Origin of the sequence: Pseudomonas sp. SCA2728.1_7, assembly GCF_018138145.1 — a bacterium.
GTDB classification, from domain to species: Bacteria; Pseudomonadota; Gammaproteobacteria; order Pseudomonadales; family Pseudomonadaceae; genus Aquipseudomonas; species Aquipseudomonas koreensis_A.
In genome coordinates, this window is sequence record NZ_CP073104.1 from 5,571,238 (window position 1) to 5,586,836 (window position 15,599).

The window sequence follows — 15,599 nt, forward strand, 5'->3', positions numbered from 1 at the left end:
ATCGCGCTTGACGTGGGCGTGTATGGATTGACGCTAACAAGAACAGGCTGAAATTGAACCTGTCAGATCTGACAGGTGCGCAAGATCATTTTGTGTGCTTTGGCAGGTTTTTTATCGCGATCGGTTCGCACAAATAAAAACGGCCGGTTCATCGTTGCAGATGAACCGGCCGTTTTTATGAGAGCGAAATGCTTACTGCACTTCTACCGCCAGGCTTTCGCTGATCTTCTGTTGCCAGATCGCAGGACCGGTGATGTGCACCGACTCACCGTTGCTGTCCACCGCAACGGTGACCGGCATGTCCTTGACCTCAAACTCGTAGATCGCTTCCATGCCCAGTTCGGCAAATGCCAGCACCTTCGACTTCTTGATCGCCTGAGCCACCAGATAAGCAGCGCCGCCAACGGCCATCAGGTACACGGCTTTGTTGTCCTTGATCGCTTCGATCGCGGTCGGGCCGCGCTCGGATTTGCCGATCATGCCCAACAGGCCGGTCTGCTCGAGGATCTGCCGGGTGAACTTGTCCATCCGCGTAGCGGTGGTCGGGCCCGCCGGGCCAACCACTTCGTCACCGACCGGGTCAACCGGGCCGACGTAGTAGATGAAGCGGCCCTTCAGGTCGACCGGCAGGGTTTCACCCTTGTTGAGCATCTCGACCATGCGCTTGTGCGCAGCGTCGCGACCGGTGAGCATTTTGCCGTTGAGTAGGACGGTTTCGCCCGGCTTCCAGCTCTGCACGTCTTCCGGGGTCAGGGTGTCGAGGTTGACACGGCGGGCCGACGGGCCAGCTTCCCAGACGATTTCCGGGTAGGCGTCCAGCGGTGGCGCTTCCAGCGAGGCCGGGCCGGAACCGTCGAGCACGAAGTGTGCGTGACGGGTGGCGGCGCAGTTCGGGATCATGCACACCGGCAGCGAGGCTGCGTGGGTCGGGTAGTCCATGATTTTCACGTCGAGCACGGTGGTCAGGCCACCGAGGCCCTGGGCGCCAATGCCCAACTGGTTGACCTTCTCGAACAGCTCCAGACGCATTTCTTCGATGCGGTTCTGTGGACCACGGGCTTTCAGCTCGTGGATGTCGATGGATTCCATCAACACTTCCTTGGCCATGACCGCGGCTTTCTCGGCGGTGCCGCCGATGCCAATACCGAGCATGCCCGGTGGGCACCAGCCGGCGCCCATGGTCGGAACGGTCTTGAGTACCCAGTCGACGATTGAGTCGGACGGGTTGAGCATGGCCATTTTCGACTTGTTCTCGGAACCGCCGCCCTTGGCCGCCACGTCCACTTCCACGGTGTTGCCCGGGACGATGGAGTAGTGAATCACGGCAGGGGTGTTGTCCTTGGTGTTTTTCCGAGCACCCGCCGGGTCGGCGAGGATCGAGGCACGCAGGACGTTTTCCGGCAGGTTGTAGGCGCGACGTACGCCTTCGTTGATCATGTCGTCCAGGCCCATGGTGGCGCCATCCCAACGCACGTCCATGCCGACGCGCACGAACACGGTGACGATACCGGTGTCTTGGCAGATCGGGCGGTGGCCGGTGGCGCACATGCGCGAGTTGATCAGGATCTGCGCCATCGAGTCACGGGCCGCTGGCGATTCTTCGCGCAGGTAGGCTTCGTGCATCGCCTGGATGAAATCCACGGGGTGGTAATAGGAAATGAACTGCAGGGCGTCGGCAACGCTCTGAATCAGGTCGTCTTGCTTGATCACGGTCATGAGTCGCGCTCCTCTAAAAGACGGGAACATTTTAATAAGGTGCCTGCGGCTTGGGTGCATCGGTCGGTCGCAAGCACCTTTCAAGGCACGCCGGGGCTGCTGGCGCGACGCTAAAAAGGCGCGGCAGTATACCGCGCCTAGATGGGGCGTACACGCGCCGGCAGTCATTCGTTGGTCGCATGGGTGGGCGAATATCGGACAGCGGGTTTGCACTTCAAGAGCCACCCCCTCACCCCAGCCCTCTCCCCCAAGGGGGCGAGGGGGAAAGGGAGCCGATCTTCGTGCTGTTCAGACTTGAGTTCGGCTCAGGAAATTGAGCTGATCTTCGTGCTGTTCAGACTTGAGTTCGACTCGGGAAAGGGAGCTGATCTTCATGCTGTTCAGACCTGAGTTCGACTCGGGAAAGTGAGCTGATCTTCGTGCTGTTCAGACCTGAGTTCGACTCGGGAAAGTGAGCTGATCTTCGTGCTGTTCAGACTTGAGTTCGACTCGGGAAAGGGAGCTGATCTTCGTGCTGTTCAGACCTGAGTTCGGCTCAGGAAAGTGGGCTGATCTTCGTGCTGTTCAGACTTGAGTTCGACTCGGGAAAGGGAGCTGATCTTCGTGCTGTTCAGACTTGAGTTCGGCTCGGGAAAGGGAGCCGATCTTCGTGCTGTTCAGACCTGAGTTCGACTCGGGAAAGGGAGCTGATCTTCGTGCTGTTCAGACTTGAGTTCAGCTCAGGAGCGGGAGCCGATCTTATGCTGTTCAAACCTGAGTTCGGCTCGGTATTTCAGGTCGGCGTATCTCGAACAAACAACACGGTCAGTCCCCTCTCCCTCCGGGAGAGGGTTAGGGTGAGGGGCTTTTGGCGGTATACGCAGGCCACACTTTTGACGTCAAATTTCGAGCCCGAAAATCGGTGGTCATTTATCGACTACGCCTCTAAAGTGGCAGCCGGTCTGTAGAGTAGGACACTCGGTCAGCCTCTTATCGCACGGTGAGTCAACGATTGACCCATAACGCCATTCAACGTCTTTTGCTCAAACGCTTTGCCCTCGCTGCGGCCACCTATGGATTGGCTTTGCTGCTGCTGTGGCTGGCGTTTTTCACCGGACATTACGCCCAGCCTGTCAGCTCGGTGGCCATCGGCAGTGCGCTGGTGGTGATCAGTCAGTCGGTGCTGTTCGCGCTGTTCTGGAGCGGGCGCAACCTGCGCTTTGCCGACCCCAGCCTGACCGAAGCACAGGTGCTGATCGGCCTCGGCTGGCAGACCTGGCTGATCGCCCATCTGGATGAAGCTCGCGGCGCCTTTCTGGTGTTCTACGTGCTGATCCTGCTGTTCGGTCTGTTCCATCTCAGTCGACGGGCCTTCATCCGCTGTGCCCTGCTGGTATTCTTCAGTTTCTGTGCAATCACGCTGTGGGAAGGTTACCACTTCCGCTTGCGCGAGCCAGCGCTCGCAGCCTTGCAGGTGTGCATTCTGGCGATGGTGCTGGCGTGGCTGGTGCTTTACGCACGCTTCGTCCAGGTGTCGCGACAACGCCAGCGCCAGCGCCGGTTTGCCTTGCAGGCGCATCAGGACACCCTGCGCGGGATGATGCGTCAGCTCGAAGATCTGGTCGCCACCGATGAATTGACCGGACTGTTCAATCGTCGACATTTTCTGCGTCTGGCCACGCGAGAGCTGAATGAAATGGACGACGATGTCGTGCACGGCCTGGCACTGATCGACCTCGACCACTTCAAACGCATCAATGACCTGCACGGCCACGCCGCCGGCGATCAGGTGTTGCAGGCCTTCGCCGGCGTCGCTCAGGCGTGTCTGCGCGACGGCGATGTACTGGCGCGTTATGGTGGTGAGGAATTCGTTGTGCTGCTGCCCGATTGCGACGCTGAACGGCTGACCGCGTGCTGTGAGCGTCTGCGCATCGCCTTCACCGACGTTGAACTGGTCGGCCTGAATGTGCGCAATCTCAGTCTCTCGGCCGGCATGACCCTGCTGGCATTGGGCGATGATCTGGACGACGCCTTGCAGCGCGCCGATCAAGCCTTGTATCGGGCCAAGCGTGACGGGCGCAATCGGTGTGCGGCCGCGTGGGAGAACGTTGATGCCTGAACTTCGCGTCGGTGAGCGACAATGGTCAGTGGCCACGGGCAGCAACCTGCTCGATGCCCTCAATCAGAATGGCGTCGTCGTGCCTTACAGTTGCCGCGCCGGCAGTTGCCATGCCTGTCTGGTGCAATGCGTGCAAGGCCTGCCCGCCGACAATCGCCCGGACGCCTTGAGCGCCGAACAGCGTCAGCAAGGCTGGCGTCTGGCCTGTCAGTGTCAGGTTGTCGAAGACTTGCAGGTGCACACCTTCGACCCGATCACCGACGGTCGCCCGGCAGTGGTCGAGGCGCTGGACTGGCTCAGCGACAGCGTTCTGCGCTTGCGTCTGACCCCGCAGCGGCCCTTGCGCTACAGCGCCGGGCAACATCTGGTGTTGTGGATCGATCACATTGCGCGACCGTATTCGCTGGCAAGCCTGCCGGAAGAAGATCGTTTTCTCGAATTCCACCTCGATTGCCGCCAGCCCGGCGAGTTCAGCGACGCCGCGCGGCGCTTGCAGATCGGCGATTCGATCCGCCTCGGTGAACTGCGAGGCGGCGCCTTGCATTACGACCCGGACTGGCACAACCGGCCGCTGTGGCTGCTGGCTGCCGGCACCGGTCTAGGCCCGTTGTTCGGCGTGTTGCGTGAAGCCCTGCGCCAGGATCACCAAGGCGCGATCCGCATCATTCACGTGGCCCATGATGCCGACGAGCACTATCTGGCCAAACCCCTTGCCGCACTGGCCGCACAGCGGCAAAACCTCACTGTCGAGCTGTGGACAGCGGCCGAGTCAGCCGCCGCTTTGGCGCAACTGCGCCTTGTTTCCCGGCAAACCCTGGCCTTAGTCTGCGGCTCGACGGCCAGCGTCGACGCCTTCGCCCGACGTCTGTACCTGGCCGGATTGCCGCGCAACCAACTGCTGGCCGACGTATTTTTGAGCCGTGGTTGAGCGCTGAATTTTCAGACGCGAGACACGCCATGACCGATGCCATCCTGCTGCAACGCGAACGCGGTTTGCTGACCCTGCGCCTCAACCGCCCGGACAAGAAAAACGCACTGACCCGCGCCATGTACAGCCGCCTCGCCGAAGCGCTGAAGCAGGCCGATGGCGATCCTGAGATCAACGCCGTGCTGATCACCGGCAGCGCAGAGTGCTTCACCGCCGGCAACGACATCGCTGACTTTATCCAACAACCACCGAGCGACCTCGACAGCCCGGTGTTTCACTTCATGCTCAACCTGCTCGAATGCCGCAAGCCGGTAATAGCTGCTGTAGCCGGCGCGGCGGTGGGCATTGGCATCACGTTGTTGCTGCATTGCGATCTGGTCTATGTCAGCCGCGATGCGCGATTGCGCATGCCGTTCGTCAATCTCGGGTTGTGCCCGGAGTTTGGCTCCAGCCTGATCCTGCCGCGTTTGCTCGGGCAGGCCAAAGCGGCGGAGCTTCTGTTGTTGGGCGAAGGCTTTAGTGGTGAACAGGCTGCGCAGTGGGGGATTGCCACCGAGGCGTTGGGCAGTGGTGATGCGGCGTTGCGCAAGGCACGGGAAGTGGCATTGCGTTTTGACGAGCTGCCGGCGGAGGCGGTGCGCATCAGCAAGCAATTGATGAAGGCGCCGGATCGCGAGTTGATTCGTAAGGTGATCGAGGAGGAGGGCGCATTGTTCACCCAACGGTTGCGTTCGCCGGAAGCGTTGGCGGCGTTGACCGGATTTATCAAACGGCATTGAGATATTTGTTGTATGGATTGACGCCATCGCGAGCAGGCTCACTCCTACATTTGAAATGCGTACCCCTGTAGGAGTGAGCCTGCTCGCGATGGCGTCGGATCAGTCGACACATCTCCTGGATCAGAAAACAAAAAGCCCCGGCACTCACATGCCGGGGCTCTTGTTTTTCAGCGCATCACTCAGACCTGCGGGTCACCCACGTGCAGGATCTTCATGCCGTTGGTGCCGCCGGTGGTGTGGTAGCTGTCGCCCTTGGTCAGGATGACCCAGTCGCCTTTTTCCACAACGCCGCGCTTGACCAGTTCGTCGATGGCCTTTTGGCTGACTTCGTGCGGTTCCAGCGAAGCCGGGTCGAACGGTACGGTGTACACGCCACGGAACATGGCTGCGCGCGCCTGAGTTTCACGGTGCGGCGAGAACGCATAGATCGGCACCGAGGAGCGGATGCGCGACATGATCAGCGGGGTGTAGCCACTTTCGGTCAGGGCGATGATCGCTTTGACGCCCGGGAAGTGGTTGGCGGTGTACATGGTCGCCAGTGCGATGCTTTCGTCGCAGCGGGTGAATTCCTTGCCGATGCGGTGGCTGGAGGTTTTACCGGTCGGGTGCTTCTCAGCGCCGACGCAGATGCGCGCCATCGCCTGAACAGCTTCCAGCGGGTACAGACCTGCAGCGGACTCGGCGGACAGCATCACGGCGTCGGTGTAGTCGAGCACGGCGTTGGCCACGTCGGACACTTCGGCGCGGGTCGGCATCGGGTTCTGGATCATCGACTCCATCATCTGGGTCGCGACGATCACCGCCTTGTTGTGGCGGCGTGCGTGCAGAATGATTTTCTTCTGAATGCCCACCAGCTCGGCGTCGCCGATTTCCACACCCAAGTCACCACGGGCAACCATTACCGCGTCGGAAGCCTTGATCAGGCCATCGAGGGTTTCGTCGTCGGCCACGGCTTCGGCGCGTTCGATCTTCGCCACCAGCCAGGCGGTACCGCCGGCTTCGTCGCGCAGTTGACGGGCGTATTCCATGTCGGCAGCGTCACGCGGGAAGGACACCGCGAGGTAGTCGACTTCCATTTCAGCGGCGAGCTTGATGTCGGCCTTGTCTTTTTCAGTCAGGGCCGGTGCGGTCAGGCCGCCACCGCGACGGTTGATGCCTTTGTGGTCGGACAGCGGGCCGCCGATGGTCACGGTGCAATGCAATTCTGTTGCGGTGGCGGTATCCACGCGCATCACCACACGGCCGTCGTCGAGCAGCAGCTCGTCGCCCACGCCGCAGTCCTTGACCAGGTCCGGGTAGTCGATGCCGACCACTTGCTGGTTGCCTTCGGTCAACGGATGGCTGGTGGAGAAGGTGAACTGGTCACCGATCTTCAGCTCGATCTTCTTGTTGGCGAATTTGGCGATACGGATTTTCGGGCCTTGCAGGTCACCGAGCAGGGCGACGAAGCGGCCGTGCTTGGCAGCGAGGTCACGCACCAGCTTCGCGCGAGCCTTGTGCTCGTCGGGGGTGCCGTGGGAGAAGTTCAGACGGGCAACGTCCAGACCAGCCAGAATCAGCTGTTCGAGAACTTCCGGCGAGTTACTGGCCGGGCCAAGGGTAGCGACGATTTTGGTACGACGGACGGACATGCAAAGACTCCTGAGTTCAAGCGCTAGCGAAGGCTACTATGCTCTTGGGGTGTAGTCATTGTTCGAATGCACTACTTATTGTTTTCTTTATTGAACACGACGATTGGCGCAAACACTTCTGAAGATTTCTCGGCAAGGGTCGATAAAGAGCACAAGACAGGAGAACCCTCATGCGATTCGTACCCATTGCCGCCCTTGCCCTCAGCGTCCTCGCCGTGACGGGCTGCACCCGTTGGTCGATGAACCATCATTTGAACAACGCCTACAGCGCCTATGACCGCGGCAATTGCGAGCAGGTCATGCTCGAGCTGTCCAAGGTCGAACGCGCCAGCCGTGCCCGCCCGTATGTGTGGCCGGAAGTGTCGATGATGCGCGGCCAGTGCCTTGAGCGGCAGAAAATGTTTGTCGACGCGGCGCAGACCTATCAGTTCATCATCGCCTCGTACCCCAACAGCGAATACGCCTACCGCGCCCGCGCGCGTCTGGAAACCTTGCAGAGCCTGGGTCATTACCCGACGCGCAGCGCCGCTGCCGTGGTGCGCCCGACCCGCTTCTGATGACAGTTGTCATACAAAATCTGGCTGTGTGTACAAGCTGAGCTATAGTCGAGTAACCCGGGTTTGGAGCTGAATCTGTAAACCCGGAGCAACACCTGCGACTGGCAAGTGGTCAGGTGACGGCGACTTGGCGACCGTCACACCGGAAGCGGGGAGAGCGGGCCTGCGACACAGGCACGTTCCGAAGCAAAGGTGCGGCTCTGTCATGGAGCCTTGCATGGCGAACTGCGCATGTTTACCGACCGCCGGATCGAACGGCACCAGTTGCCGTACTTCCTCAGAGTGTTCAACAGCGTTACCGACAAGCCCATCGGTTTTCTCGGCAATGTCTCCGCAGACGGGCTGATGCTGATCAGCCAGTTGCCGATGATGATCGGGGTGGACTTCCAGTTACGCCTGAAAATCCCCGCCAGCGATGGCTGCCAGCAAGTCATCGACTTCACCGCGTGTTGCGTGTGGTGCCATGAAGACGCCACGCCGCTGCATTACGACGCCGGCTTCATCGTACAGCGCCCGCCGGCGGAATTCGGCCAACTGGTGCAGGCGTTACAGCAGTACTTCAGTTTTCAGCCGATGCCGGCTTCGGCCTGATTCAAAACCGCTAAAAGCTTTGCGAGCAGGTTCGTTCCGACCTTTGATTTGTGCTGTGCACGAATCCTGTGGGAGCGGGCTTGCCCGCGAAAGCATCCTTGGGTACCCCGCCCACGCGTCAAACCATCGCAATCGTCCACTCGTCACCCCGCGTTTTCTCTGCCAATAACCAAGCGGGCGTTAGCTGATGCAGAACGCTTTCAGTTGCTCTGCTGCAGCATTTACCGTTCGTCGGGACTGTCAGGTTTTACAGGTGCCTGGGTATTCGCGAGTTCTGTAAAAACAAGACCTAGCTGCCAGAACCCTGGCCAAAGGAGAGCGATCATGTCAGAGGGTACTTTTATTCCTGAGAAGGTTGAGCATGCTTCGAACGAAGATGACGGGAATTCAGAAGTTCAGGCTTGGAAACCTCTCCAGTTTTATTACGGAAACAGCACGATTCTTGTCAGCCCAGATACGCCGATTACATTCAGCATTCCATCGTATGCCGGTGAACATAATCAGGTGTGGATGGACTTTCATTCCGCAACCTCGAGCAGGAAGATTCTTGATGGGCATTGGTTCCAGGCAGTTCATTGGAACACTATTCAGATCAATGGACTTGTAGAAGGCAAGGCCAAATTTGATGGGGTTTGGAGGCGAGGTGACGAGTGGGCTCCGTGGACCTCCCAGCTTGTTGAAGTAAGGAAGCCTGCCGCGTTTGATGCCGTTGGTGTGGTTGGCGTTAGGGTATCAGGCACTGCAAGTCCTGGCAGTGTGATAAGGCTTGTGCGTCCTGCCGACAAAGCCGTGATGAGCACCACGCACACCACTCAATCTGATAGGCGCTGGACTGTCACATTGTCGACGGGCCTTAACCAAGGCGTTCATGAGCTACAAATCCGCGAAGACGTCAATGGGACACTGGGTCGATATACCCAGACGAAAACGTTCACGGTTCTAGGCATAGTCAAAATTACATCCCCGAGTATCAATCTGCCCGTCGAGAGTGTTCTACCCGTGTTCAAGGGCAACGGGGCGCTGCCGGGATCCCGCATCAGTGTTTTCATAGCAAACCCCCCCATGCTTGTGGCCACATCCGATCCGGTTGATTCCGACGGCGAATGGCTCGCAACCAGTAGCCATACTTTCGCGCGAGGGGCACGTTACACCATTATTGCCAGACAGAATCTGGGTGGCGGCTACTCCGACTGGAGCAACCCTCAAGAGTTTTATGTTATTGGCCCTCCCGTGTTTACAGCACCCAAGCCCAATCCCGCTGCGCCGCCAATCGTGGATATGACATCGATGTTCGAGGGTACCGGAGCCACCGGCTTCTATCAGAACAGGGTCGACGTGTATTCGGAGCAAAGGGGGGCCGTGGCTGTGGCTGTGGGCTGGCCACTACCCGACACCGGTGTATGGCGCCGAGAAGGCACCCTTACACCCGGTCCTCATTCGATTTTCGGCACGCAGACAGTCAACGCAATTACCTCGATAAACAGCGAACCCTTCGGCATACGGGTTCGCCCGGGCAAAACGTCGGTCGAGTACACCCTCAATCAAGAAACCATGACGTTTTCCGGTAGTGGCCATTACGACCAGTACCTCGAAACGCAGATTCAGTTCACCCTCAAGCGTTACCCGGGCGACGAACCGCCGAACACGCCGCCCAATGTCATTGTGCGAGCCGACGGTTCCTGGACAACAACATCGACAGGCTGGACGTTTGGGATTTATTTAGTCGAGGTCGTGCAAAAGATCGTCGACAACGCGAGTGGCTGGATCGAGTCGCGGCCTTATGAGTTCGAAATCCGCAACAACATGCCGGATGTCACCGACGTAACCCATACCAAAGCCTACCGGCCGGTCTTCAGCGGCAAGGGTTATAACGGCGCCACCGTGAGTTTTTACCATCCTGGTGGCGACCTCAAGGCTGCCCCTGATGCAGTCGTGAGCGGTGGAACCTGGTCGAGCACAGCCAATGAAGACTGGGGGCCGGTGAAGGATCGGGAAGTCCATATCCAGCAGTGTCTGGAGGAGCATTGTTCACTCAACCGTGTGGTGTTGAAGGTTTCGATTGCGCCCCTGCCACCCACGGTGGACGAGCTACCCCTGGAAGGCCTGAGACCGATGATCCGCGGCAACTGCCTGGAAGGCGCCACGGTGAGCATAACCTTTCGCGGCGACAACAACGTTTATAGCGGCAACGTTGAAAAGGACACATGGACGTTCCAGCGAACACAGCCGTTTCCCGCAGATGTCCCCCAAACCATCTTCGTTACCCAAACGGCAGCCGATCAGACCTCGGAGGCGCAATCCCGAGACTTCACGCTTTACCCGGCCATGTTCACACCGGTCATCACGTATCCGGCCGAAGACAGTGACGTGGGGCAGGATGTACTGATCAAGGGTGGCGACGGTGTGAGCGGCGCCACGATGCAACTGTACGAGTCTCAGTTTCAACAAAAAATAGGCGATGCTTTGCATTTGGTCGTGGACAACGAATGGGCAATCCCGCTCACCGGTTTGAAGCACGGTGGACACACGATCTTCGCGAAACAGGAACGCAACGGACGGCCGTCCGACAGAAGTGACCATCGAAGCTTCAACGTGGTGCTGGCGCCACCGCAGATCAGCACACCGCAGGAGGGCGGCAAGCAGCCGCGCACCTGGACACTGGAGGGCGTTGGTCTGGCTTTCGCGCACGTCGAAATCTGGTGCAAGGGGGCTGCCGAACCGTGGTTGAGCAATATCCCGGTGCCTGCGAGCGGTAACTGGCGGCAGCAAGTGACGCAGCTCGTGGGCACCTACATCATCTGCGCCCGGCAGTTATTTACTGATGACAACAAGACACATGAGTCCGCCTTCACCGAGTATTTGACCTATGACGTGGTCCCGGCAGCGCCTTTTGTCGAGACCCCGGTCGAAGACGAACGGGTCGGCCGGCAGTTGGTAGTGTCAGGTTTCGGTGTGCCGGGCGACACCGCTACGGTGACGTTGGGGGCCGCCACGCAAAGCACTGTCGTGCTGGAGGACCGTACCTGGTCGATGGCTGTTGAGGTTCAGGCTGACGGCGAGAGGGTTCTGGAGGTCAAGGCCATGCTTGATGGCTTCGAGTCGGACACCACCTCACGCAAAGTCGTGGCGGGCCTGTACCTGCCCATCTTCAAGGAACCGGCAGCCGGGCGTCGGGTGCATGATCCGGTGGCCTTTGCCGGTGTGGGCGATGAGGGCAGCGGGCGAGTCGTGAGCTGGTTCGACCCGGAGCAGAAATGGACGCCGCTGCTGCCCGTCGCTGCAAACCAATGGCGCGGTGAGTCCGATGTGTCGTTACCCCCCGGCGGCACGTGGTGCCGGTTCCGGCAGACGCTCACATCGCAGGCAGGGGTTTCCGATTGGGCCGAGAGCCCACGCTTCGAGGTCGAGCCGGTGCCCCGCGACGCTGACTCACGAAAAGCCGACGAGCGGTCATAGAACCTGTCAGTTATGACAGTAGACGCTTAAGGCTATCCAGCATCAAATCGATCAGAACGAAGGGGCCGCCTGACGAATACGTCGGGCGGTTCAGGCCAGCTCTCGACCCAAGGAATCTGATCATGGCTGATCCGCGCCGTCCCGGCCTGCAACTGTACGATCAGTTGTTTACTGAAGAGCCAAACGCGCAGGACGCGAGTGTGCAACCGCTCAAAACCTACCTGGAGAATGGCGGCTCGATTTTCCCGCTGGTGGAAAGAGGCGTGGAATACCTGATCAACGAGTATCAGATGAACAGGACGGACGCCCAACGGTTTTTACGTCGTGCCAACAGCATGGCCACTTACCTGAGCCGTCAGTTCATCGAGCAACAACTGAGCGGTGGCAATGGCGATGGCGTTGCCAAGCCGGCGAGCGGGTTGTTATCGCTGGTGACCGGTCCCCGATACGAGCTGCTTTTCCATACCGAGTTCGAAAAACTGGCTCTGCCGGATTCTTTGGAGTCCTTCCTGTCCCCAGTAGCCTATCTGATCTTTTTGTTGCTCTGGATCCGCGACCGGATCGAATCGGTAAAACTTGATCCTCCAGGCTACCCGCTCAATGAGCGTCGTGCTGATCTGATGGATCTGTCTGTGGATTTCAGTGCAGTGTTCCGGTCGGTGTCTTCGGTGGACATCATCATCTCGGTTCTGGAGTGTTTCATTACTGAGCATCCGATAGAAAACCAGCCACAAAAGACCATCGAAGACGCGATGATTGAAGCGCGTTATCCCAATAGCCTGCCTTACTTCCAAGCCTGGGCCAGCGCTGACGGTGTTGCGCAAATCAACGGCCTGTCACTGGGTGATTTTGCCCACACAGTGCATTTGAACTACCCCTACTTTTTGCGATCCGGTACCTGGATTGATTTCGCCGAACGTGCGCTGGCACATTCGACGCGATTCGGACCCTATCAGCGGGAATTGTTAACGGAGCCTCCCGTAGAGCTTGAAGACCTTGCCGCGTTTTATCGGGATAACTATGGCTCAGACATAGAGCAGGGGCCGGGGCCGCAGAATCTGGATCAGGTTGCGTACTTCGGCGCACACACAAGGCTCGGCACGCTGGGGATTGAACGTTTGCTGTCCATTCGTGGGTTCGCCCCGGTGCGTTCGGCCAATGTGGTCTACCCCAAAGACTCTCCCCTGACACCTTCGACCCCTTTGACGGGTGCCGAAGAACCCGTCCCGTCGCCAGAAAGCGGGCGTTTCGGATCGGTCTACATCAACGCCAATGCCCACCCCGGCGTGATTATCAACGTTGCGGATGATAGCCCTGCGTCTCTGCATCGATTGTCTGTTGTTTACAACAATGTCGAGGGGCTTGCCGTCTTCGACCGGATAAACCGAATGGTGCGCCTGTGCAACTGGCTGGAACTGCCCAGTGATCAGGTGGACGCCGTGCTGGTTGCTGCGATCAGCGCGGAAGTGCGCGGCGGTGCGGATAAAGAAAAATGGTGGATATCGGACAACGTCATACATGCCCTCGGGCTGTTCCAGACTTTACGCGAACGCTACAACTGCACGGCGGCGGACTTTGCGGTATTAATCAATGAGCTGGCCATTTACGGGAGCGGCGAAGCGCTATCGCAATTCGATCAGGTGTTCAACAGTCAAGGCAGCTATCGCGAACCTTTGTTGCTGGACGACGGCGAGTTTCCAGTCACGCCCGCACCGGGCGAAGTCGATCTGACCATCAGCCAGCTGTGCAATGGTCTGGGGATCGACACACAGACTTACCAGTATCTGGCATTGCAAGTGGCCAAGGCTCACAGCGTCGGCAACAAGTTCAAGCGCTGCTTGCCGATCATTTCCAGTTTTTATCGACTGGTGCGATTGTCCCGATTGCTGAGCCTCACCCCCGTCGAAGGCGTGTTGATGCTGCTACTGGTGGGGGGGGAGGACTGGCTCAATGAGTTGGCGGGCACTCCAAAAATTGGCTCGGTCGACAGCGAGACCCCCGACGTTCTGAACATCATTGATGCTCTGCAATCGTGCGTGCAGTGGTGTGAGCACAATAACTTGCTTGCGTTATGGGTGTTGAAACACGCGTTGCCCCCGCAACCCGCCCGCGAAGCCTCCGAGCAGGATCAACAGCTGTTCGATCAAGTACGCAACCTGCTGCCAACGGCGCAATTCTCCAATGCATCGGTGTTGATGGCCGGCCTGCCGCCTGCCGGTGCGGCCAGCTGGCTGGATTTCCTGGTGAAAAGTGTTGCAGAACTGAAGCCTGTTATCGATACCGATGGGCTGGTGCTGGCGCCCATCGGGACACCGGAAGAGTACTTGATTGATGCGCAAAAAAGGGTTGAGTGGGCAGTCGATCAGGCCCTCGGTACCCTGGAACCCGGGGTGCGCATGAGTCTGGCCAGCACCCTGCTCAAAGTGCTACTGGATGCCAGGGATGCCCAGGTGTCACTGGTCAAGGAAACGCTGGCGGCCTATGCCGAGATTGCATCGGATCAGGCAATTGCGGTGCTGAACTGGGCCGACAAAACGGTTTACCAGTTTTTGCGCCAGGTAAAATCACGTATCGATTCGAGCACCGAGCCATCCAGGCGTAACCCGGATGCTGATGAGTTGCTGACGCTGTTGGCCGATGTACGGCGACGCGCTGAGGTGGTTTCAACGTTGGGGCTGAGTGCCACCCTGTTAGAGGATTATCTCGATTACGGTTATGACGCCTGGATGGGGCAGGCCAGAAAGGACCTTACCGTCAGCACCCTTTATCACCTGACCACGCTCAACCGGGCATTTGGCTTGAGTACGCAACCGGCGCAGAAGCTGCTCGACTACCTGCGCGAAGTCAACGCGCTGGAAGCAACCCTTGGCGAGCACGCGAAGCAGCTGTTGCATCAGGTTTCCACGATCAGACTGGCCGAGTTCTTCGACTGGAGCGTGCAGGAGGTGCGTGAATGCATCAATCGCATGGATCCGCAGCGGCCGATACTGAGAAACCTTAGCCAACTGGCTCTGTTTATCCGCGTCCGTGAGATGTCGACGAAAACGGGGATGGACGCACTGACGATTTTCCTGATGGGCCATTTGCCTGAAGTCGTGGACAAGCAAGCCTATGCCGAGGCAGCCGAATTGGCCTTGCTGAGCCAGTCCGAGGCGCGTACGCCGCTCGCTCAAGTGGCGGGGGATCTGCGGCAGCTTGTGACCATGACTTGCGTTGTGGAACCCACCGAGGTTGTCGCCCGCTCCACCCAAACAGCCACTTACACGGTCACGCTCAAAGATCCCAACGGAGACCCATTGAGCGGTATCCGGGTGCATTTTCGCGCCAGTCTGGGCGAAATCGAATCAGGCCACACCGATCCCAACGGAACCTTCAAGGCCATCTATAAACCCGGTGCCGCAATGGGCGTGGACACACCCTTTTTCTGGCTGGATCTGTTCGAGCCTGAGAACGCCCCGATCATCACCCTCATTTCCGACCATACCACCCTGGATTTCGTCGCGATGTTGAGCCCGCCGGTGCCTTCGGGGGTCGTGAAACGGGGCGATGAAGTCGAACTCTACGCAACGTTGATGGATGGTTTTGGAAACCTGGGAGTAGACGAGTTGGTGCGCTGGTTTGTCGAAAGTGGTGAGGACAGCGGAAACAAAGTGATCTTCCGGGGAGAACAGGGGAGTACCAATCTGGAAGGGCTCACGCGGGTGATGGTCTCCAGCGATACCGGCGGCAAATTCAAGTTGAGCGTGCTTTGCGAGCGTAGCGGCACGAAGGCGCACTTCGATGAGATTACGTTCGAGGGGGGTGGGCCACCAGCGTGAGATGTCCCCAGTCCAGCATTTATTC

9 protein-coding genes are annotated in these 15,599 nt (G+C 58.9%); 7 read left to right on the plus strand and 2 right to left on the minus strand.

Annotated elements, in window-relative coordinates; translation table 11 throughout:
* Nucleotides 1-192 precede the first annotated feature (192 nt).
* Complete coding sequence (locus KBP52_RS24945) at nucleotides 193-1,716, minus strand: fumarate hydratase (protein WP_133340783.1); 1,524 nt, start codon at nucleotides 1,714-1,716, stop codon at nucleotides 193-195.
* Nucleotides 1,717-2,707: 991 nt separating this feature from the next.
* Here KBP52_RS24945 and KBP52_RS24950 point away from each other — a divergent pair.
* Genes KBP52_RS24950 through KBP52_RS24960 form a run of 3 tightly spaced genes read left to right on the plus strand, consistent with a single transcriptional unit; the run spans nucleotide 2,708 to nucleotide 5,521 of the window.
* The gene (locus KBP52_RS24950) at nucleotides 2,708-3,814 is read left to right on the plus strand and encodes a GGDEF domain-containing protein (protein WP_212621183.1); all 1,107 of its coding nucleotides are present in this window, start codon (nucleotides 2,708-2,710) and stop codon (nucleotides 3,812-3,814) included.
* On the plus strand, nucleotides 3,807-4,742 hold the full coding sequence (locus tag KBP52_RS24955; protein ID WP_212621184.1) for an iron-sulfur-binding ferredoxin reductase: 936 nt from the start codon (nucleotides 3,807-3,809) through the stop codon (nucleotides 4,740-4,742). Before KBP52_RS24950 ends, KBP52_RS24955 begins: the two co-directional genes overlap by 8 nt.
* A 29-nt stretch (nucleotides 4,743-4,771) precedes the next feature.
* Entirely contained in the window at nucleotides 4,772-5,521 is a 750-nt protein-coding gene (locus KBP52_RS24960; protein ID WP_212621185.1) for an enoyl-CoA hydratase-related protein, read from the plus strand.
* A gap of 179 nt (nucleotides 5,522-5,700) precedes the next feature.
* Here KBP52_RS24960 and pyk read toward each other — a convergent pair whose 3' ends face one another.
* On the minus strand, nucleotides 5,701-7,152 hold the full coding sequence (gene pyk / locus KBP52_RS24965; protein WP_077574310.1) for a pyruvate kinase: 1,452 nt from the start codon (nucleotides 7,150-7,152) through the stop codon (nucleotides 5,701-5,703).
* Nucleotides 7,153-7,322: 170 nt separating this feature from the next.
* Between pyk and KBP52_RS24970 the strand changes: the two genes are divergently transcribed.
* The 4 genes from KBP52_RS24970 (at nucleotide 7,323) to KBP52_RS24985 (ending at nucleotide 15,574) form a co-directional block, all read left to right on the plus strand.
* Nucleotides 7,323-7,709: a hypothetical protein gene (locus KBP52_RS24970; protein WP_007951249.1), complete on the plus strand. Its 387-nt coding sequence runs from the start codon at nucleotides 7,323-7,325 to the stop codon at nucleotides 7,707-7,709.
* A gap of 231 nt (nucleotides 7,710-7,940) precedes the next feature.
* On the plus strand, nucleotides 7,941-8,300 hold the full coding sequence (locus KBP52_RS24975) for a PilZ domain-containing protein (protein ID WP_077574329.1): 360 nt from the start codon (nucleotides 7,941-7,943) through the stop codon (nucleotides 8,298-8,300).
* A gap of 324 nt (nucleotides 8,301-8,624) precedes the next feature.
* On the plus strand, nucleotides 8,625-11,756 hold the full coding sequence (locus tag KBP52_RS24980; RefSeq protein WP_212621186.1) for a hypothetical protein: 3,132 nt from the start codon (nucleotides 8,625-8,627) through the stop codon (nucleotides 11,754-11,756).
* Between the two features lie 122 nt (nucleotides 11,757-11,878).
* Nucleotides 11,879-15,574, plus strand: coding sequence for a Tc toxin subunit A (locus KBP52_RS24985; protein WP_212621187.1), 3,696 nt, complete (start codon nucleotides 11,879-11,881; stop codon nucleotides 15,572-15,574).
* The last annotated feature ends 25 nt before the right edge of the window (nucleotides 15,575-15,599 follow it).

Coding starts and splice junctions, on each gene's coding strand:
- KBP52_RS24955 (WP_212621184.1), top strand. CDS start 3,807: ATGCCTGAACTTCGCGTCGGTGAGCGACAATGGTCAGTGGCCACGGGC.
- KBP52_RS24970 (WP_007951249.1), top strand. CDS start 7,323: ATGCGATTCGTACCCATTGCCGCCCTTGCCCTCAGCGTCCTCGCCGTG.
- pyk (WP_077574310.1), bottom strand. CDS start 7,152: ATGTCCGTCCGTCGTACCAAAATCGTCGCTACCCTTGGCCCGGCCAGT.
- KBP52_RS24945 (WP_133340783.1), bottom strand. CDS start 1,716: ATGACCGTGATCAAGCAAGACGACCTGATTCAGAGCGTTGCCGACGCC.
- KBP52_RS24985 (WP_212621187.1), top strand. CDS start 11,879: ATGGCTGATCCGCGCCGTCCCGGCCTGCAACTGTACGATCAGTTGTTT.
- KBP52_RS24980 (WP_212621186.1), top strand. CDS start 8,625: ATGTCAGAGGGTACTTTTATTCCTGAGAAGGTTGAGCATGCTTCGAAC.
- KBP52_RS24975 (WP_077574329.1), top strand. CDS start 7,941: ATGTTTACCGACCGCCGGATCGAACGGCACCAGTTGCCGTACTTCCTC.
- KBP52_RS24960 (WP_212621185.1), top strand. CDS start 4,772: ATGACCGATGCCATCCTGCTGCAACGCGAACGCGGTTTGCTGACCCTG.